The sequence below is a fragment of the Rhodanobacter koreensis genome (assembly GCF_054782855.1).
In genome coordinates this window covers 45,924-65,024 of sequence record NZ_BAAGRR010000011.1, presented here as the reverse complement: position 1 = coordinate 65,024, position 19,101 = coordinate 45,924, and the positions used below count along the sequence as shown (strand labels likewise).

The 19,101-nt window shown below is 65.5% G+C and carries 17 protein-coding genes; 3 read left to right on the top strand and 14 right to left on the bottom strand.

What is annotated here, in order from left to right; all coding sequences use genetic code 11:
• From purH to cutA, 12 genes are all read right to left on the bottom strand, one after another.
• A complete protein-coding gene (gene purH / locus ACYVKM_RS12600) occupies positions 1-1,611 on the bottom strand; it encodes a bifunctional phosphoribosylaminoimidazolecarboxamide formyltransferase/IMP cyclohydrolase (RefSeq protein ID WP_460877959.1) in 1,611 nt (536 codons plus the stop codon).
• Between the two features lie 68 nt (positions 1,612-1,679).
• A complete protein-coding gene (locus ACYVKM_RS12595; protein WP_460877958.1) occupies positions 1,680-2,012 on the bottom strand; it encodes a helix-turn-helix domain-containing protein in 333 nt (110 codons plus the stop codon).
• Positions 2,013-2,154: 142 nt separating this feature from the next.
• Positions 2,155-3,000: a zinc-ribbon and DUF3426 domain-containing protein gene (locus tag ACYVKM_RS12590; RefSeq protein ID WP_460877957.1), complete on the bottom strand. Its 846-nt coding sequence runs from the start codon at positions 2,998-3,000 to the stop codon at positions 2,155-2,157.
• Between the two features lie 108 nt (positions 3,001-3,108).
• On the bottom strand, positions 3,109-4,008 hold the full coding sequence (gene prmA, locus ACYVKM_RS12585) for a 50S ribosomal protein L11 methyltransferase (RefSeq protein WP_460877956.1): 900 nt from the start codon (positions 4,006-4,008) through the stop codon (positions 3,109-3,111).
• A 148-nt stretch (positions 4,009-4,156) separates the two neighbouring features.
• Complete coding sequence (accC, locus tag ACYVKM_RS12580) at positions 4,157-5,524, bottom strand: acetyl-CoA carboxylase biotin carboxylase subunit (protein ID WP_460877955.1); 1,368 nt, start codon at positions 5,522-5,524, stop codon at positions 4,157-4,159.
• Positions 5,525-5,534: 10 nt separating this feature from the next.
• Positions 5,535-6,002, bottom strand: coding sequence for an acetyl-CoA carboxylase biotin carboxyl carrier protein (accB, locus tag ACYVKM_RS12575; protein WP_460877954.1), 468 nt, complete (start codon positions 6,000-6,002; stop codon positions 5,535-5,537).
• Between the two features lie 74 nt (positions 6,003-6,076).
• A complete protein-coding gene (aroQ, locus tag ACYVKM_RS12570) occupies positions 6,077-6,535 on the bottom strand; it encodes a type II 3-dehydroquinate dehydratase (protein WP_460877953.1) in 459 nt (152 codons plus the stop codon).
• A gap of 142 nt (positions 6,536-6,677) precedes the next feature.
• Complete coding sequence (locus ACYVKM_RS12565) at positions 6,678-7,214, bottom strand: TlpA family protein disulfide reductase (RefSeq protein WP_460877952.1); 537 nt, start codon at positions 7,212-7,214, stop codon at positions 6,678-6,680.
• Entirely contained in the window at positions 7,214-9,421 is a 2,208-nt protein-coding gene (locus ACYVKM_RS12560; protein WP_460877951.1) for a protein-disulfide reductase DsbD family protein, read from the bottom strand. The genes ACYVKM_RS12565 and ACYVKM_RS12560 overlap by 1 nt, the downstream gene beginning before the upstream one ends.
• A 99-nt stretch (positions 9,422-9,520) precedes the next feature.
• Entirely contained in the window at positions 9,521-10,234 is a 714-nt protein-coding gene (locus ACYVKM_RS12555; protein ID WP_460877950.1) for a DMT family transporter, read from the bottom strand.
• A 6-nt stretch (positions 10,235-10,240) separates the two neighbouring features.
• Positions 10,241-10,432 carry a hypothetical protein gene (locus ACYVKM_RS12550; RefSeq protein WP_460877949.1) on the bottom strand — a complete coding sequence of 64 codons (192 nt, stop codon included), beginning with the start codon at positions 10,430-10,432 and terminating at the stop codon, positions 10,241-10,243.
• 121 nt (positions 10,433-10,553) lie between these two features.
• The gene (gene cutA, locus ACYVKM_RS12545) at positions 10,554-10,892 is read right to left on the bottom strand and encodes a divalent-cation tolerance protein CutA (protein ID WP_460877948.1); all 339 of its coding nucleotides are present in this window, start codon (positions 10,890-10,892) and stop codon (positions 10,554-10,556) included.
• Positions 10,893-11,136: 244 nt separating this feature from the next.
• On the opposite strand from cutA, the gene ACYVKM_RS12540 reads away from it, so the two are divergent.
• A complete protein-coding gene (locus tag ACYVKM_RS12540) occupies positions 11,137-11,430 on the top strand; it encodes a co-chaperone GroES (RefSeq protein WP_007514157.1) in 294 nt (97 codons plus the stop codon).
• 134 nt (positions 11,431-11,564) lie between these two features.
• A complete protein-coding gene (gene groL, locus ACYVKM_RS12535) occupies positions 11,565-13,217 on the top strand; it encodes a chaperonin GroEL (RefSeq protein WP_460877947.1) in 1,653 nt (550 codons plus the stop codon).
• A 72-nt stretch (positions 13,218-13,289) separates the two neighbouring features.
• Here groL and ACYVKM_RS12530 read toward each other — a convergent pair whose 3' ends face one another.
• Both ACYVKM_RS12530 and ACYVKM_RS12525 read right to left on the bottom strand, forming a co-directional pair.
• Positions 13,290-13,796, bottom strand: a complete 507-nt coding sequence (locus ACYVKM_RS12530) for a hypothetical protein (protein ID WP_460877946.1) — start codon at positions 13,794-13,796, stop codon at positions 13,290-13,292.
• A gap of 204 nt (positions 13,797-14,000) precedes the next feature.
• Positions 14,001-15,899 (bottom strand): LTA synthase family protein, encoded by a 1,899-nt coding sequence (locus tag ACYVKM_RS12525; protein ID WP_460877945.1) that lies wholly within the window; start codon positions 15,897-15,899, stop codon positions 14,001-14,003.
• Positions 15,900-16,095: 196 nt separating this feature from the next.
• Between ACYVKM_RS12525 and glnE the strand changes: the two genes are divergently transcribed.
• A complete protein-coding gene (glnE, locus tag ACYVKM_RS12520; RefSeq protein WP_460877944.1) occupies positions 16,096-18,957 on the top strand; it encodes a bifunctional [glutamate--ammonia ligase]-adenylyl-L-tyrosine phosphorylase/[glutamate--ammonia-ligase] adenylyltransferase in 2,862 nt (953 codons plus the stop codon).
• Positions 18,958-19,101: the final 144 nt, after the last annotated feature.

The following is a 19,101-nucleotide window of genomic DNA, read 5'->3' as shown; positions in this document are numbered from 1 at the left end:
TTAATGCCGGAAGTGGCGCATCCCGGTGAATACCATCGCCATGTCGTGCTCGTCGGCCGCGGCAATAACCTCGGCGTCGCGCATCGACCCGCCGGGCTGGATCACCGCGCTGATGCCGGCAGCCGCGGCGGCATCGATGCCGTCGCGGAACGGGAAGAAGGCATCGGAGGCCATCACCGAGCCGCGCACTTCGAGCTTCTCGTCGGCCGCCTTGATGCCGGCGATCTTCGCGCTGTAGACGCGGCTCATCTGGCCGGCACCGATGCCGATGGTCTGGCGGTCGCGGGCATACACGATGGCATTGCTCTTGACGAACTTGGCCACCTTCCAGGCGAAGATCAGGTCATGGATCTGTGCCTCGGTCGGCGCGCGGCGGGTGACGATCTTCAGATCGTCCGCGCCGACCATGCCGAGGTCGGCGCTCTGGATCAGCAGGCCCGAACCGACACGCTTCGAGCTGTTGCCGGGATGTGCGCTGAGCAGGTTGCCATCAGTCGGCAGCGGGATCACCAGCACGCGCACGTTGCCTTTCTTCGCGAACGCCTTCAGCGCGTCGTCCGCATAGCCGGGCGCCAGCACTACCTCGACGAACTGGCGCTCGACGATCGCGCGGGCGGTGGCGCCATCGACCTCGCGGTTGAATGCGATGATGCCGCCGAAGGCCGAGGTGGGATCGGTCTGGTAGGCCAGGTCATACGCCTTGTCGATGCCGTCCAGGCTCACTGCGACGCCGCACGGGTTGGCGTGCTTGACGATCACGCAGGCCGGTTTGGTGAAGCTGCGCACGCATTCCCACGCCGCGTCGGCGTCGGCGATGTTGTTGAACGAGAGTTCCTTGCCCTGCAGCTGCCTGAACGTGGCCAGCGTGCCGGGCGCCGGATAGAGATCGCGGTAGAACGCGGCCTGCTGGTGCGGGTTTTCGCCGTAGCGCAGATCCATCAGCTTCACGAAGCGGCCGTTGACCTGGCCGGGGAACGCATCGTGCCCGGCGATGGCCTCCTGCGCCTCGTCGAGCTGCAGCGCCGACAGATAGTCGCTGATCGCGCCGTCGTAGTTCGACACGTTGTTGAACGCGGCGACCGCGAGCTTGAAGCGGGTGGCGCGGCTGAGTCCGCCCTGGGTTTCAATCTCGGCCAACGCGCCGTCGTACTGGTCGGGCGAAGTCAGCACGCCGACATCGTTCCAGTTCTTCGCTGCCGAGCGCAGCATCGCCGGGCCGCCGATGTCGATGTTCTCGATCGCCTCTTCCAGCGTGCAGCCGGGCTTTGCCACGGTCGCCTCGAACGGATACAGGTTCAGCACCAGCAGGTCGATCGGCGCGATGCCCAGCTCGGCCATCACCGTGTCGTCCGTGCCGCGCCGGCCGAGCAGGCCGCCATGCACCTTCGGGTGCAATGTCTTGACGCGGCCATCCATGATCTCGGGAAAGCCGGTGAGCTCGCTGACGTCGGTGACCGCGATGCCGGCCTCGCGCAGCGCCTTCGCGCTGCCACCGGTGGAGAGCAGTTCGATGTTCCTGGCAGCCAACCGCCGGCCCAGGTCGATCAGGCCGGCCTTGTCGGAAACACTGAGCAGGGCGCGACGAACCGGGACGAGCTGGGGAGCGGGCATGAGCGGGTTTCCAGGAGGGGAAAGCCGTTGATTATAGCCGTCCGGATGATCGGCGGTTTTGGCGGGGGTTACAGCAGGCCGTGTGCAGCCAGTTTCTTGCGCAGGGTGGCACGGTTGATGCCGAGCGCGCTGGCGGCGCGGCTCTGGTTGCCGTCATGGAACGCCAGTACTTCGCGCAGCAGCGGTACCTCGACTTCGCGCAGCACCAGCGCGTGCAGGCCTTCGGCGCATTCGGTGTCGCCGATGTCGGCGAGGTAGCGACGTACCGTGCGGCTGACGCATTCGCTCAGTGCACTTTGCGAGCTTGCGCTGTGCGTGCCGGCACCCGGCGAATCGGTGCCCTGCGACGAGGTCTGTTTTGCGGCCTCGACGGCAGGCAGTCTTACGGCATTCACGGACATCTTCCCTCATGTACGAAGCGGCGGCTGCGTGGGCCACTGCATGTGTTTTTGATTATCGCCGCAGACCGTGATGTGCATGAGCACCGGTTGCCGGTTTGCGCAGAGGGTCGAGTCTACCCGTGCGTGCCGATAATTTTAAGTGCTATTCGAAGCCGAATTCGAATGCGACCGCCTTGTCGCCGGGATCCTCCACTTCCAGCAACAGCACCGCGCTGGCACCGGGGGCCAGGCCGCGGCCCAGAATGGCGGGGTCGTCGAGGTACTCGGCTGGCTGCAGCCGACGCATGGCAATCCGCTGGCCCTGCGCGTTCGACAAGGTGATCGTCAGCACGGGATACGGCTGGGCAAACGCCGCATCGTTGCGCACGCGGGCACTGATCATCAGCGCACCGGACACACTCGGATGCGCCTGCACATTGCTGGCAAGCAGACGCAGCTGCTTTGGCGCGGCAACCAGTGGCAGAGGGCAGCCGAGTACCGCACAACTGCTACGCAGCCAGCCTCCTGTAGTGGGATTGCGAAGCAACGGGTCGCGTTCGGCCCAGGCCAGCTGCGCGGCCAGCAGCAAGGCGAGCAGGGTGCAGGCGATGATCCAGGGCCAGCGGTGCTCACCGGACGAACGCGTGCGTTGCTGGCGCGGTGACCGCGCCAGCCGGCTCGTAGGCGACTCGCGGGCAAAGCGTGGCGCAAACACCAATTGCGAGAAATCCTCCGTCTTCGGCGCTTCCACCGCCGCCACATCGGCTTCGGCCACGGCGGGCGGCACGGGGCGTGGCCGGTAGACCACCAGGTCGATGCACGGCGGTTCAAACGCGGGTTCGTTCACCGGCAGTTCGTGAAACGGTTCCGGCGGCAGCTGGTCGGTGAGCGTGGCGATGCTGTCGAACCAGGCCTTGCAATGCCCGCACACGACGTGGCCGTGGGCCTGCGCAAGCGTGTGCACATCCAGCGAAAACACCGACAGACATTCGGGGCATTGGGTGTACATGCGGGCCGCTTCGATCAGTAAGCGACAAGCTTAGCAGGGAGCCTCGCGTGGTTCGCACACGGTGCGTGCGCGAACCACGAGCGAATCGCTTGCATCGATCCGACGCAATCAGGCGTGGCGGCGGCCGCTGATACGCACCCAGTCCTCGCGGGTGTCCACGCGCAGCTCGTCGAACCATGCAGAGTAGCGCTGCAGCAACTCGTCCTGCTGGCCGTCGAGGATGCCGGAGATCGCGAACGGTGCGCCCGGTTTCGCCGCGGCGGCGAAGGTCGAGGCGAGTTCACCAAGTGGACCGGCGAGGATGTTCGCGATGAATACGTCCGCAGGTGCGGCGCCGACATCTTCCGGCAGGAACAGTGCAAGGCGCTCGGCCACGCCATTGCGCTCGGCGTTGTCGGCCGAAGCCGTGAGCGCCTGCGGATCGTTGTCGACGCCGACCGCGCTGGCTGCACCGAGCTTCAGTGCGGCAATCGCCAGGATGCCGGAGCCACAGCCGTAGTCGGTGACGGTCTTGCCGGCGAGATCGAGGCCATCCAGCCATTCCAGGCATAGCGCCGTGGTCGGATGGGTGCCGCTGCCGAACGCAAGGCCAGGATCGAGTCGAACTACCACCAGTTCATCGTCGATCGGCGGTTCGATGTTCCACGGATAGATCCACAGCCGCCGACCGAACGGCATCGGCTTGAACTGATCCATCCACGCGCGCTCCCAGTCCTGGTCGGCGACATCGCGAAACGTCAGCTGATCCGGCTCCAGCCACGGCAGCAGTTCGCCGAGCGCTGCGCTGAGGCCGCGACGATCGGTGTGCTCATCGAACAGCGCGTTGAGCGTGATCGTCGGCCACAGCGGCAGCTCGCCCACGCCCGGCTCGAAGATCGCCTGCTCGTCCGGCGTCTCCGCATCGGCGTCCTGCAGGGTGATCGACAGCGCGCCGAGATCGTCCAGCGCTTCTTCCGCGCCGGGTTGCTGTTCGGTGCGGACGATGAGGGAGAGTTCGAGAAAGGGCATAGGGCGAGGAGTGAGTGAAGAGGAGTGAGTAGAGAGAGAAGAGCGGGCACGGTGACGAGTGTGTCGGGCTGCGGAGAGAAACTTCGGTTCATGACGAGAAGCAGGGCGTGCCTGCTTCTTCTCACTCCTCTTCACTCACTTCTTTCTGTTAGTGGCCGGTGGCGGGGTGTTCCTTCTGCTCCGCCATCCGCTTCTCCAGATAGTGGATGTTCTGTCCACCATGCTGGAAGCCGACGTCGGCCATGATGCGCTGCTGCAACGGGATATTGCACTTGACGCCTTCGATCACCGTTTCGGCGAGCGCCAGGCGCATGCGCGCGATCGCCGTTTCGCGATCCGGGCCGTGCACGATCAGCTTGCCGATCATCGAATCGTAATTCGGCGGAATCCTGTAGCCGTCGTACAGATGCGTGTCGACACGCACGCCGGGGCCACCGGGTGCCTCGAAGCGCTTCACCGTGCCCGGCGACGGCATGAAGGTATCGGGGTCTTCGGCATTGATGCGGCATTCGATGGCATGGCCGCGGATCACGATGTCTTCCTGCTTGATCGACAGTTTTTCGCCGCCGGCGATCAGCAACTGCTCGCGCACCAGGTCGATGCCGGTGATCAGCTCGGTCACCGGGTGCTCGACCTGGATGCGGGTGTTCATCTCGATGAAGTAGAAGCGGCCGTTTTCGTACAGGAATTCGAACGTGCCGGCGCCGCGGTAGTTGATGCGGATGCAGGCGTCGACACAGACCTTGCCGATCGCTTCGCGCTGCTCGGGCGTGATGCCCGGCGCGGGTGCTTCCTCGACCACTTTCTGGTGGCGGCGCTGCATCGAGCAGTCGCGTTCGCCCAGATGGATCGCGTTGCCCTGGCCGTCGGCGAGTACCTGGATTTCCACGTGGCGCGGATTCTCCAGGAACTTCTCCATGTAGACCTGCTCGTTGCCGAACGCGGCCTTGGCCTCGGCCTTGGTCATGGTGATGGCATTGCCCAGGTGCGCCTCGGTGCGCACCACGCGCATGCCGCGGCCGCCGCCGCCGCCGGCGGCCTTGATGATCACCGGGTAACCGATCTCGCGTGCAATCTTCAGGTTGGTGTCGACGTCCTCGCCAAGCGGGCCGCCGGAGCCGGGCACGCACGGTACGCCGGCGGCCTTCATTGCGCGGATCGCCTCGACCTTGTCGCCCATCAGGCGGATCACCTCGGCGGTCGGGCCGATGAAGATGAAACCGGATTGCTCGACCTGCTCGGCGAAGTCGGCGCGCTCCGAAAGAAAACCGTAGCCCGGATGGATCGCCTGGGCGTCGGTGATTTCGGCCGCCGCGATGATGCGCGGGATGTTCAGATAGCTGTCGACCGACGGGCCGGGGCCGATGCAGATCGACTCGTCGGCAAGGCCGACGTGTTTCAGATTGCGGTCCACAGTGGAGTGCACCGCCACGGTCTTGATGCCCAGACTGTGGCAGGCGCGCAGCACACGCAGCGCGATTTCGCCGCGGTTGGCGATGACGACCTTCTCGAGCATCCGGGCGGCCTCAGGCAATCACGAACATGGGTTCGTCGAATTCCACCGGCTGGCCGTTCTCGACCAGGATGGCCTGCACGGTGCCGGCTACATCAGCCTCGATCTGGTTGAACATCTTCATCGCTTCGATGATGCCCAGCGTCTCGCCGGCCTTGACCTGCTGGCCGACCTTGACGAAGGCCGGCGTGCCCGGTGTGGCCGAGGCGTAGAACGTACCGACCATCGGCGCCTTCACCACGTGGCCTGCAGGCAGCGCAGGTGCGGCCGGAGTTTCCGGAGCAGCAGCTGCCGTGACAGGGGCGCTCGCGACGGCGATCGGCGCCGGCGCGGCGGCCACGTTCACCGGTGCGGTGGCGGGTGCGGCGTTCTTGGGCACGCGCGACAGGCGGACGACTTCCTCGCCCTCCTTGATCTCCAGTTCGGCGAGGTTGGATTCCTCGAGCAGATCGATCAGTTTCTTGATTTTGCGCAAATCCATCGGATCAGCCTTTGTCAGTCATGCCACCACGGGTGGCCGGAAGGGGATGGGGTTGGCCATGCGGCCAGATTCGTTTATGCCGCGCCAGGTGCTGGCGTCCGCAATCGCTGGATCGCCGCTTCCAGCGCCAGCCGGTAGCTGTCGCCGCCAAAACCGCAGATCACGCCGATTGCGATGTCCGACAGGTACGAATGGTGGCGGAACGACTCGCGCGCGAACACATTGGACAGATGCACTTCGATGAACGGGATTGCCACCGAAGCCAGTGCATCACGCAGGGCAATGCTGGTATGGGTGAACGCGCCGGCATTGACCAGGATCAGCGTGGTCTGGTCGTCGCGGCCCTGGTGGATACGGCCGATCAGCTCATGCTCGGCGTTCGACTGGAACCAGGCCAGTTCGTGTCCCGCCGCCTGTGCACGCGCGGCCAGCTGCTGGTTGATGTCAGCCAACGTCTCGCGGCCGTAGATCTGCGGCTCGCGTACACCCAGCAGGTTGAGATTGGGTCCGTGCAGGACCAGGATCTTCGCCACGAAACCGTCCACTCTGCGTCCGGAGGCCCCGGAACCCGGCGCAGTGTGCGCGCAGTCGGGGATGTTGTCCAGTTCACTGCAGATCGACGATGTTTGACGGAGAAGCGCAACTATCCGTGCGGAAGCGTATGTCGAGGTTTGGTCAGGGCTTGTCGCGGCCGGGCGTCAGCCAGTGTTCCAGCTGCGTTGCCGACAGGGCCCCTGCATGGGTGGCAAGAATGCGCCCATCAGCGTCGATCAGGACGCTATATGGCAGCACTTCGCGGATATCGCCCAGTTGCAGCGAGGTGCTTGGCGAGTTCAGGCGACCCAGCAAGATCGGGTAACTCACCGGATGCATGGTCAGAAAGGCGCGGATCCGCTCCGGTTCATCCATGGCGATTCCGACGACGATCGCCCCCTGTTCGCCGAACTTTGCCTGTGCCCGGTTCAGCGCCGGCATCTCGTCCAGACACGGACCGCACCAGCTGGCCCAGAAATTCAGCAGCACGCGATGACCGTGGTAATCGCTCAGCCGGTGCGGCTTGTCGTCGAGACCGGACAAGGTGATGGCAGGCGCCCGCTGATCGAGCAATGCCAGATCCGGTGGCGAGGGCTGCTGGCGGTGCTGTACATAGCCGCCGATCGCCGCGGCCAGTACCGCCAGGCCGAGAATCAGCCAGTTGCCGCGATCCAGCATCAGCGCGCCGCTTCCGTCAGCGCCTGTTCGACCATGGACGAGGTCAGCACGGTCGACAGCTGCCTGCCCGGGCCGCCATTTTTCGGAAATACCACGTAGAGCGGCACGCCCGGCGAATGGTATTGCTGCAGGAAGGCACTGATGGTCGGATTGACGTCGGTCCAGTCGCCTTTCATGTAGATCGCACCGGTGTGCCGGAGCAGGTCGCGGAAGGCCTGCGTATCCAGCACGGTGTGCTCGTTCGCCTTGCAGGTGACGCACCAGTCGGCGGTCATGTCGACGAACACCGGCGTACCGGCAGCGCGCAGTTCGGCCAGTTTTTCCGGGCTGTAGGCCACCACGCCTTCCTCGGTGGCAGCGACGGCCGACGGCGGTGGCACATGGGCGAGCAGGTACATCGGCACCAGGGTGACGACCGCCAGCACGGCGACCGCGAGCTTGCTTGTCACGCCGCGTGAGCGGCTGCGTTCGAACCACCACAGCGTCATCGCCAGCAGCACCATGGCCACCAGCACGAGACCCACGGCATCGGCACCGCGCTGCTTGGCCAGCACCCATACAAGCCATGTGGCGGTGAGATACATCGGGAACGCCAGCACCTGCTTCAGCGTTTCCATCCAGCGCCCAGGCCGTGGCAGCAGGCGTGACAGCGCCGGCACAAAGCCGATCAGCAGGAACGGCAACGCCAGTCCGATGCCCAGCGCCAGAAATACCAGCAGCGCCGCCAGCATCGGCGCGGCGAACGCATACGCCAGCGCGCTACCCATGAACGGCGCGGTGCACGGACTGGCCACCACCACGGCCAGCACACCGGTAAAGAAGTCGCCGGCCGGGCCGGAGCGGCTGGCCAGATTCGCGCCGGTATTGCCCAGCGAAACGCCGAACTGCACCACGCCGGACATCGACAGGCCCACGGCCAGCATCACACAGGCCAGCACACCGACCAGCAACGGCTGCTGCAACTGTGTGCCCCAGCCAAGCGCATGGCCGGCCGAGCGCAGGGCGAGGATGCCCAGTCCCAGCGCGGCGAAGCTGCACAGCACGCCGGCGGTATAGAACAAGGCATGGCGCCGCGCGGTGGCACGGTTCTCGCCACTCTCCAGCACGCTCACCGCCTTGATCGACAGCACCGGCAGCACACACGGCATCAGGTTCAATACCAGACCGCCGCCGAGCGCCAGCAGCAGCGCAGCGATCAGGCCGATCGGTGATGCAGCTGCGGTGGCATTGGCCGGCGGTAGCTCCGGTGCGGTCTCCGTGGTCTGGCCAGTGGCGGCAACACCGCTACCGAGATCGATATTTACGGCGCGGGTCATCAGCGGATAACACAGGCCACCGTCCTGGCAACCCTGGAAACTGGCCTCCAGCGACAACTGCTTGCGATCACCAGGATCACCCTCGATTGTCACCGGCAATTCGACCTGGTCGAAGTACACGATGACATCGCCGTAGTGTGCGTCGTGATGCGTGGTGCCGGCCGGCCACATCGGCTTCAGGTTGAGACCGGCTGCGTCCTTGAGATGCAGCGTGGTCTGGTCGCGATACAGGTAGTAACCCTTCGGCATCGTCCAGCGCAGCAGCAGCTGGTGCGGGTTCTGCGCCAGTGCCTCGAAACGAAACGCCTGTTCGGCTGGCAGTGGCGCGCTGTCCATTCGCGTCGTTGCGCTTCCCGCGCGGCCGCCGAGCTGGCTGAGTGCTGCGCCGAGCGGATTGCCTGCGGCGGGCGTGGCTGTCTCGCCAAGGCTCGCAGGCACCGGCAACGGCAGATCCAGCTGCTCGGTATGCGGCGGGTAGCAGATCTTCGGGTCGACCTCGTGGCAGCCCTGGTATTGCACGCTCAGCTTCAGCCGCGTGGTGCCGGCGGCCACGCTGTAGGGCAGCGTGGCATCGACGCCGTGGTGGTACGTCTCGACCGGCCCCAGATACGGGTCGACATGCTTTTCGCCGTCAGGGAGCTGCGCTTCGCCCAGTGTCACGCCGTCGCCGGCCTTGAATTTCATGCGGCCGCGGTAGAGGTAATAGTCCGGCGCGATCGTCCAGTGCAGCTTGAGTACGCCCGGGGAAGACGTGTCCGCGCTGAGCTTGTAGGCCTCGGTGACCGGCAGCAGATTGGCGGTGTCCTGCGCAAGAACGGCCTGCACGCCTGCCAGCAGGGCCAGCAGGATCGACAACAGTGCGGCCCGGCGGCCGTGGAAAATCGAGCGCATTGCAACTCCGCGGTTCTGAATCGTGCTTCGGCGTGAAAGCGGATTATGGCCCAGCTTTCGATCGATGCCCGGGCGTGCGGCATTAGAGCCTGTTTGCGATCAGGCCTGCCCGGCTTGATCGAGCGGAGTGGCACTGTTCGCTCCGAAACGCAGCATGCCGGTGGTCAGGGCCACGCCGAGCAGGATCACCATGCAGCCGCCAGCCATCGCGACGGTGATCACCTCGCCGAGGAACAGCGCGCCCCACAGCACGCCGAATACCGGAATCAGGTACAGCACCGCCATCGAGCGCGTCGAGCCGATGCGCGCCATCAGCCGGTAGAACAGCACGTAGGCGAGCGAGGTGCAGGCCGTGGCGAGGCCGAACATGGCGAACCAGGCTTGCGCCGTCGGTGCTTTCGCCGGCCACAGCCAGACGGTGAAGGGCAGCAGCAGGAGCGCAGCGGCGAACTGGCTGCCGATCGCCACGGTCATCGGCGAAACCACCTGCAGGCGCCGATGGCTGTAATGGGCACCGAAGGTGTAGCAGAGGTTGGCGCCGACGCAGGCGGCCATCGCCCAGCCGACCGCAGTGCCGCCGTGGCCGAAACCCAGGCTGCCGCCGATCAGCCAGACCACGCCGGCCAGGCCGATCAGCAAGCCGCTGGCACGGGGAAGATCGAGCCTTTCGCCCAGCCACAGCCAGCCGGAGGCCGCCACCAGCAACGGCGCGATCGCATCGAAGATGGCGGAGAGGCCGGCTGGCAGGCTTTGCGCGGCGTAGGAGAACAGGATGAACGGCAACGCCGAGTTGGCGATGCCGACGATAAGCACCGATCGTCAGTGCATGCGCAGTTCGGCCAGCCGCTCACGCGAGTTCAGCAACGGAATGGAGCAGATGGCCGCGCCGATGGCGCGCATGCCGGCCAGCGCCATGCCGCCGAACTGGTTGGCACCCATGCGCATGAACAGGAACGAGGCGCCCCACAAGGCGCCAAGCAGCAACAGGGCGGCGGCGTCGGACTTTTTCATGGCATCGGTTTGAGTGTGGCGGACAACGCAGGCTAACCCCGTGCACTGACAGAACCTGTCAGCAGTCTTGTCGGGGCGCATTCCGCCATGGGGTCATCACGTGGGCGGGTCGGATTGCCGCTCAGTCACCGACGCTCTGCCTTACCCAGTCCATATAGGCGGAGTGACCGTGTTCCACTGGTATGGCAATTAGCTCCGGCAGTTCGTAGGGATGCAGTTGCAGCAGGCGGGCTTTCAGCGCGTCGAAGCATCCAGTGGTGGTCTTGATCAGCAGTAGTTCCTCGCGGTCGGTAGTCACTTGACCTTGCCAGCGATAGGTTGAGCTGATGCCGGGCAGCCGGTTGACGCAGGCGGCCAGCCGTTCGCTGACCAGCGCCTCGGCGAGCGCCTGCGCACAGGTGCTGTCGGGGCAGCTGCAGTAGCAGAGCAGGACGGTGTCGGGACTGGTCGATGGCGTCATCGGGGCAGCGTAAAGGGAAACGGGTCGTCCTGCGTCGTGCTTGCGTGGCGGAAGGTGATTTCGCAGGCCGCCCTTGAAACCTGTCTCCACCCACCCAATTAGCTGTCCATCCCCGGTTCAAGCATCTTGCAGCGGCGTTCCATACCCGTAAAATTGGCACTCGTTTCCCTAGAGTGCTAACAAGACTGCCGATCCGGGTCTTCTAAAGCCTTGTCCCACCTCAATTAGTCAGCTGGAGTTGTCCATGAGCACACTGCGTCCGTTGCATGATCGCGTCATCGTCAAGCGCCTTGAAGAGGAGCGCGTCTCCGCCGGCGGCATCGTCATCCCCGACAGCGCCACCGAGAAGCCGACCCGCGGCAAGGTTGTCGCCGCCGGTACCGGCCTGATCATGAGCGACGGCAAGGTGCGCCCGATGTCGCTGAAGGCCGGTGACGTGGTGCTGTTCGGCAAGTACGCCGGCCAGGAAATCAAGATCGACGGCGAAGAGCTGGTCTTCCTGAAGGAAGACGACATCGTGGCGGTGATCGAAGGCTGATTGCCTTCCGGGGTCGGGATTCGCAAGAGCGCGTGCATTCGCGCACGCTGATCTTCGCCGGCTCCTGATCTTTCGCGCTACCGCTTGAAAAGCAAAACCCCATTCCTATTCAATTTTTTTGAGGCAAAAAAATCATGGCAGCCAAAGAAGTACGCTTCGGCGAAGACGCCCGCTCCCGCCTGCTCAAGGGCGTGAACACCCTGGCCAACGCAGTCAAGGTCACCCTGGGCCCGAAGGGCCGCAACGTCGTGCTCGAGAAGAGCTTCGGCGCCCCGACGATCACCAAGGACGGCGTGTCCGTCGCCAAGGAGATCGAGCTGGCCGACAAGTACGAGAACCTCGGCGCGCAGATCGTCAAGGAAGCCGCCTCCAAGACCTCCGACGTGGCCGGTGACGGCACCACCACCGCTACCGTGCTGGCGCAGGCGTTCATCCAGGAAGGCCTCAAGGCCGTGGCCGCCGGCATCAACCCGATGGACCTGAAGCGCGGTATCGACAAGGCGGTTATCGCCGCCGTCGGCGAGCTGAAGAAGCTCTCCAACCCGACCGCTGATGACAAGGCCATCGCTCAGGTCGGTACCATTTCCGCCAACTCGGATGCCGCCATCGGCGACATCATCGCCACCGCGATGAAGAAGGTCGGCAAGGAAGGCGTGATCACGGTCGAGGAAGGTTCGGGTCTCGAGAACGAGCTCGACGTCGTCGAAGGCATGCAGTTCGACCGCGGCTACCTGTCGCCGTACTTCATCAACAACCAGCAGTCGCAGCAGGTCGAACTGGATGACCCGTACATCCTGATCCACGACAAGAAGGTCTCCAACGTCCGTGAGCTGCTGCCGGTGCTGGAAGCCGTCGCCAAGGCTGGCAAGCCGCTGCTGATCGTCGCCGAGGAAGTGGAAGGCGAGGCGCTGGCCACCCTGGTGGTCAACACCATCCGCGGCATCGTCAAGGTTGCTGCCGTGAAGGCGCCGGGCTTCGGTGACCGTCGCAAGGCGATCCTGGAAGACATCGCGATCCTGACCAACGGCCAGGTCGTGTCCGAGGAAGTGGGCCTGTCGCTGGAAAAGACCACGATCAACGATCTGGGTCGTGCCAAGCGCATCGTCATCACCAAGGAAAACACCACGATCATCGACGGTGCCGGCGAAGCCGCCCGCATCCAGTCGCGCATCGGCCAGATCAAGGCGCAGATCGAGGAGACCTCGTCGGACTACGATCGCGAGAAGCTGCAGGAGCGCGTGGCCAAGCTGGCCGGCGGCGTTGCGGTCATCAAGGTCGGTGCCGGCACCGAGATCGAGATGAAGGAAAAGAAGGCCCGCGTCGAAGACGCCCTGCACGCGACCCGCGCAGCCGTCGAAGAAGGCGTGGTGCCGGGCGGCGGCGTTGCGCTGATCCGTTCGCTGGTGGCGGTCGAAGGCCTGAAGGGCGACAACACCGACCAGGATCTGGGTATCGCGATCACCCGTCGTGCGCTGGAAGCACCGCTGCGCGCCATCGTCGCCAACGCTGGCGAAGAGCCCTCCGTCATCCTCAACAAGGTGAAGGAAGGCAAGGGCAACTACGGCTACAACGCTGCCACCGGCGAGTTCGGTGACATGGTGGCCATGGGCATCCTGGACCCGACCAAGGTGACCCGCACCGCGCTGCAGCACGCTTCGTCGGTGGCCGGCCTGCTGATCACCAGCGAGGCGCTGGTGGCCGAGCTGCCGAAGAAGGACGAAGGCCACAGCCATGGCGGCGGTGGCATGGGCGGCGGCATGGGCGGCATGGGCGGTATGGACTTCTAAGTCCGGTTCGTCACGCTGCAACAAGGAAAACCCCGCCTCGGCGGGGTTTTCTTTTGCGCGATGTGGTGGAACTCAGTGGCCGTGCGCGTCGGCGTTGGCATTTACGTTGGCATCGGCGCCGACGGACTGCCCGGTGGTGGCCTGGCCGGCCGCATTGCCGACCGAGTGGATGGAATTGCCGGCCCGGTTGCCGAGATTCTGTCCGGCCTGACCCATCAGATTGGCGGCGCCACCGGCATCGATGCCGGCGTACGCGGCCGCGCTGTTGTTGCCCGCACCGGCACTCATCGCACCACCACCATTCACGCTGGCATTGGCGATGCCGCTGCCGCCGATGGTCGAGCTGGCTTGACCGGTGGTCTGGTGCACGACATGTTTTGCCCTGTGGGTGGTGTGTTGCAGGGTTTCATCGGTCTGGTTGCCGATCTGGCCGACCGTGTGCATCGCACCGGGGGCGACAGCGCCGGTATTCACACCGGCGCCGACCCGGGCGGCACCGCTCAGGTTGACCTGGGCGAAAGCTGGAATGGCAAGTGCGCTGGCACCGATCACGAGGGTGGCAAGTAGGGTCTTGTGCATGGCGAGTGGCTCCTGGTGAGAGAACGGCTCGAAGCTCAAACCTGGAAACAGACCTCGAGGCTGCATCGACGCTAGGAGCCGTTCCCCTGCTGGGGTCTGAACACGGCCGGTTTCACTTCAGTTGGCAGACAGCTCGCTGAATCGCAGCCCCATGGATTGGCGGACCCTTCACACCAACCACAGCGGAACCGGCATCGCCCTTGTCTACCGAGGCAGCGCGGCGGTTGCCGGAGGTTGCGTCGGCACGACGTCATTGTGGGCGATGCCGCCGGTGGGCGGCGCGGCTGCCTTCGGCAGCAGCTTGTCGAGTTTGCCGTTCATGCGCAGTTGATCGACGCTGGCCATGGCGTTGTCTATTTTCTGCCGGTCGCCGTTCTCGGCCGGCGGCGGTGCGCCGGGCGCGGCGGTCAGGGCGGCGAGTTGCGGGCCGACCACGCCGGTCAGGGCAAAGTAGGCATCGTCGTGGATGCCGGCCTGCGCCAGCAGTTTGCCGGGCAGCAGCCAGGCGGCGGTGTCCTCGTGCACCGGCTGGCCCAGGGAGTGCGGATCGACCAGCAGCCAGGTGCCGGCCTGGCTCAGCATGTCCTCGCCGTTGACGAAGCCGGTGATGCGATAGCTGTTGCTCAGCCCCGGCAGGTGATCACCGTAGAACAGCACCAGGCTGGGCCGTTTGCGCTGGGCGAGCCAGGTCACCAGTCGGCCGAGTTCGGCGTCGGCGTGTTGCAGGTGATAGAGATAGGTCTGCAGCTCCCGCTTGTCTTCGCCCGTGATGCCGTCGGGCACCGGAATGGCATCGCGTTCGGCAGGACGAGCCGGCTCGACGTCGTACGGGCCGTGCGCCTCGATGCTGATGGCGAAGATGAATTGCGGCGGCCCGCTGTCCTTCAGCTGCTGCATGATCTCGGTGGTCATTGCACTGTCGGCCATGTACTTGCCGTCCATCGCCACGTGGGCGGGGAACGATGACTGCGACACGAAGCGCTGGAAGCCCAGCGACTTGAAGGCGGCGGTGCGGTTCCAGAACGCCGGGTCGTTGCCATGCAGCGCGATGGTCTCGTAGCCATGCGCGTTCAGGGTGTGCACCAGGCTCGGCACGGACTTGTGGCTCATCTGCAGATAGGGGAACTGCAGGTTCTCGAAGTAGCGCAGCGACAGTCCGGTGAGCACCTCGAACTCGGTGCGGATGGTGCCGCCGCCGAAGGTCGGCACATGCAGGCTGCCGCTGGTCCCGTGCGCGGCAAGCCGGCGCAGGTTGGGGGCGAAATCGCTGTGTTCGTAGCCGCGCATGATGGTGGGATCGAAGAACGACTCACTCTGGATCACCACGATGTCGGGCAGGGCGTTACCGGTGCCCGGGATCTGCATCGACTGCTGCAGCGCCGCCGCGGACTGGCCGATCAACTGCGATGCCGCGGCACCGTCAGGCTTGCGCTTGCCCTGGCCATACTGCAGGTGAAACATCACCAGCGAACTGATCAGGCCGGAATGGGCGCTGGTGGACGAGGCCGACCAAGGCTCCAGCCAGAGCACCCGGGCGTTGTAGACATGCCCCCACGCGGACTGCCCGGCCAGCATGCTGGCCAGCGCCACCGCCAGCACGCCGCCACCCAGCAATCGTTTGCCGCGGGTGCGCCGCGGAAATATCGGAGGCTCGAAACGCCACATCGCGACGATCAGGGCCAGCCCGGCCAGCAAGCCCAGCCAGGGCCACGGGCTGTGCGGCAGGTAGCCGAACAGCAGATGCGCGCCACCCTTGCGCAACTGGCCCACCATGCGGAAGTCGTCCGGCAGCAGCGGGGTGCCGAGGTTGGCCACCTTCAGCATGTTGACCGCGTACAGCAATCCCTGCAGCAGGAACGCGAGCCCGAACGACAGCAACATGCGCCGGCTGATGGCCAGCAGCACGCCGGCCAGCAACAGGCCAGGCCATGCATTGGCCAGCGGGAATCGTGGCTGATCGAACAATTGCGACGGCGCCACGCCCGCGCCGCCATCCAGCAGGCCGGTCAGCAGCACGAACACCAGCGCCAGCAACAACAGCAGCGCGACGCGCGTAATCAGCACGCGCCGGTGACGGGATGGGCTGGTGGAATTCAACGGCATGGCAGTCCTGTGCTTGCTGTCATGGGGCGGACATGGAAATGTAATCGGACCCGGATGAACCAGGTGTTGCTGCGGAATCCGCAAGTTTCGGGCCTGCGGGCTGGTTCTACAACGTCCCGACATGCCGTCGGTGCACAGGCTCCAGTGGTTCTCGCCCGGACCGGCATCGATTGCCGCACTGCGGCACAATAGTTCGATGGCTGCCCATGAATCCGCTGCGCTGCGTGCGCTGATCGACGACCGTTACGGCGACCTCGCTGCCCGTTGCCGTGCTGCCGGCGTGCCGTTGCACGACGATGCCGGCGTGGCCGAACGGATCCGGCGCACCCTGCTGGCCAGCGACTTCGCCTTCGACGTGTGGTGTCGCCAGCCGCAACTGCTGGCCCCGCAGGGGCTGGAACGATTGCGCTCCGGCAGCGATGCCGGAGCGCGCATCGACGCCTTGAAGCTGCCCGACGACGAGGCCGCGTGCATGGTTGCGTTGCGGCGCTTCCGTCATGCCGAGGCGTTGCGGCTGGTGTTTCGCGACGTCAACGGGCTGGACGAGCTGCCGGAAACCCTGTCGGCCACCAGCGTGCTGTACGAGGCGTTGCTGGGCGTCGCGCTGGGCTGGTCCGAACATGCACTGGCAGCGCGCTACGGCCACAGTCGCACGCATGAGGGTGCGCGGCAGCGTTTGCTGGTGATCGGTTTCGGCAAGCTGGGCGGCAGCGAGCTGAACTTCTCCTCCGACATCGACCTGGTGCTGGCCTATCCGCACGCGGGTCAGACCGATGGCGCGCGTGCGCTCGACAACAGCGAATACTTCATCCGGCTTGGCCGCCATCTGGTGCGCCTGCTGAACGAACCGACCGTGGATGGCATCTGCGCGCGAGTCGACCTGCGCCTGCGTCCGTTCGGCAATGCGGGCCGGCTGGCGCTGTCGTTCGCCGCGATGGAGCAGTACTACCAGAGCGAGGGGCGCGACTGGGAGCGTTATGCCTGGATCAAGGCGCGTCCGGTCGCCGGCGATGTGGCTGCCGGAAAGCAGCTGCAGGAGCTGTTGCGGCCATTTGTCTATCGCAAGTATCTCGATTACACGGCGTTCGCCGGGTTGCGCGAGATGAAGGCGCTGATCGATGCGGAAGTCGTGCGCAAGGATCTGGCCGACAACCTCAAGCTCGGCCCTGGCGGCATTCGCGAGATCGAGTTCATCGTGCAGCTGACCCAGCTGATTCGCGGCGGTCGCGAACCCAGTCTGCGCGTGCGCGGCCTGCTGCCGGCACTGACGGCGTGCGAGGCGCGCGGGCACATCGGTGCCGCGCGAGCGCGCATGCTGCGCGAGGCCTATGTATTGCTGCGCCGGGTGGAGAACCGCGTGCAGATGCTGCGCGACGCGCAGACGCACGACATTCCCGGTGACGCACTGAGTCGCGAGCGCATCGCGCTGAGTCTCGATTATCCCGACTGGGACACGTTGAATGCCGCCTTGGCGAAACATCGCGCCATCGTCAGCGAGGAATTTGCCGCGGTGTTGATGCCGCAGGGCGGCCGTGCCGCCAGCGTGCCGGCTGCCGATCTGGTGTTGTGGCAGCGCGCCTGCGATGAATCGCTGGATGCTGCTGTTCTGGAAGCGTCCGGTTTCGTGCCCGGTGCGGAACTCGCCGAAGCCCTGGGGAAGCTGCCGCAGGCCGCCGCGGTACGCGCGATGTCGCCACGTTCGCGCGAGCGGCTGGATCATCTGATGCCGCAGTTGTTCAGCGCCGCCCGCGGCAGTGCCGTGGCGGTGCCGTGCCTGCTGCGACTGTGCCGGTTGATGCAGGCAGTGGCGCGGCGCTCCTCGTACCTGGCCCTGCTGGAGGAACAGCCGGCCGCGCGCAAGCGGCTGGTGCGCCTGTTCGGTGACAGCGCGTTCCTGGCCGAGCGCGTCATTGCGCAACCGCTGCTGCTGGACGACGTGCTCGATCCGCGCATCGATCAACTGCCGTTCAAGCGCGCCGACATCACCGCCGAGATCGCTCGCGTGCTGACCACGCTGGACGAACGCGAAGCGGAAGCGGAGCTCGACCGGATCAACGAGTTCAAGGCCTCCACCGCGTTCCGATTGGGATTGGCCTTCAACGATGGCCGCGCCGACGCGGTGGCCACCGCGCGCCGGCTCGCCGCACTGGCCGAATCGGTGGTGGGTGTCGTGCTGGCACTGGCCGAGCGCGAGCTGGTTGCGCAGCACGGCCGGCTGCCCGGTACCGGCTCTGGTTTTTCCATACTCGGTTACGGCAGCCTGGGCGGTGAGGAGCTGGGTTTCGCTTCGGACCTGGATCTGGTGTTCGTCTATGACGGCCGCCGCGCGCAGGCTATGAGTGACGGGGTGCGCCCGATCGAGGGTTCGCGCTGGTACCAGCGGCTGGCGCAGCGCGTGATGAACTGGCTCACCGTACTGACCCGCGGCGGTCGCCTGTACGAGGTGGATGCGCGACTGCGCCCGGACGGCTCCAAGGGACTGCTGGTGAGCAGCCTCGATGCCTTCGTGGCATACCAGAAGAGCCGCGCGTGGACATGGGAGCATCAGGCGCTGTTGCGCGCCCGCCCGGTAGCCGGCGACGCAGCACTCAATGCGGGGCTGGCGGAAGTGCGGCGCGGCATTCTCGCGGTACCGCGTGAACGTACCGCCGTGTTGGCCGAGGTCGGCAGCATGCGCTCACGCTGGCGTGCCGAACGCGATCGTTCCGACGCGCGCCAGCTCGATCTCAAGCAAGGCCATGGCGGGCTGCTCGATATCGAATTCGCGCTGCAGGGCCTGGTGCTGGCGCATGCGTCGCAGCATCCCGGGCTGCTTGGCGTCACCGCCAACGCCGGTTTGATCGAAGCCTGCCGCGCTGCCGCCCTGCTCGATGCCAACCAGGCCGCGATCCTGTCCGTGGCGCATGCCGATCTGCTGCAGCGTGCGCTGGCCTGCACGCTCGATTTGCGTTCACGCATCGCGCCGCGTGATGCGGAACTGGAACAGTTGTGTGCCAGCGTACGCGAAGTCACCGATGCGCTGGGTTTTGTATTCGGTGCATCCGGCAGCCCGATGTAACCGGTCCCGTCGTATCGGTGTGTGGCCGGGCACCATCGAGGTACGCGGCTGGCTGCAGGTTATTGCGTGTAGTCCTTGCGCCATGAGTGCGAGAACCTGGGCGGCAATGCTTGTCTGTCGCCTTGCCAACAGGGCAAGATCGCC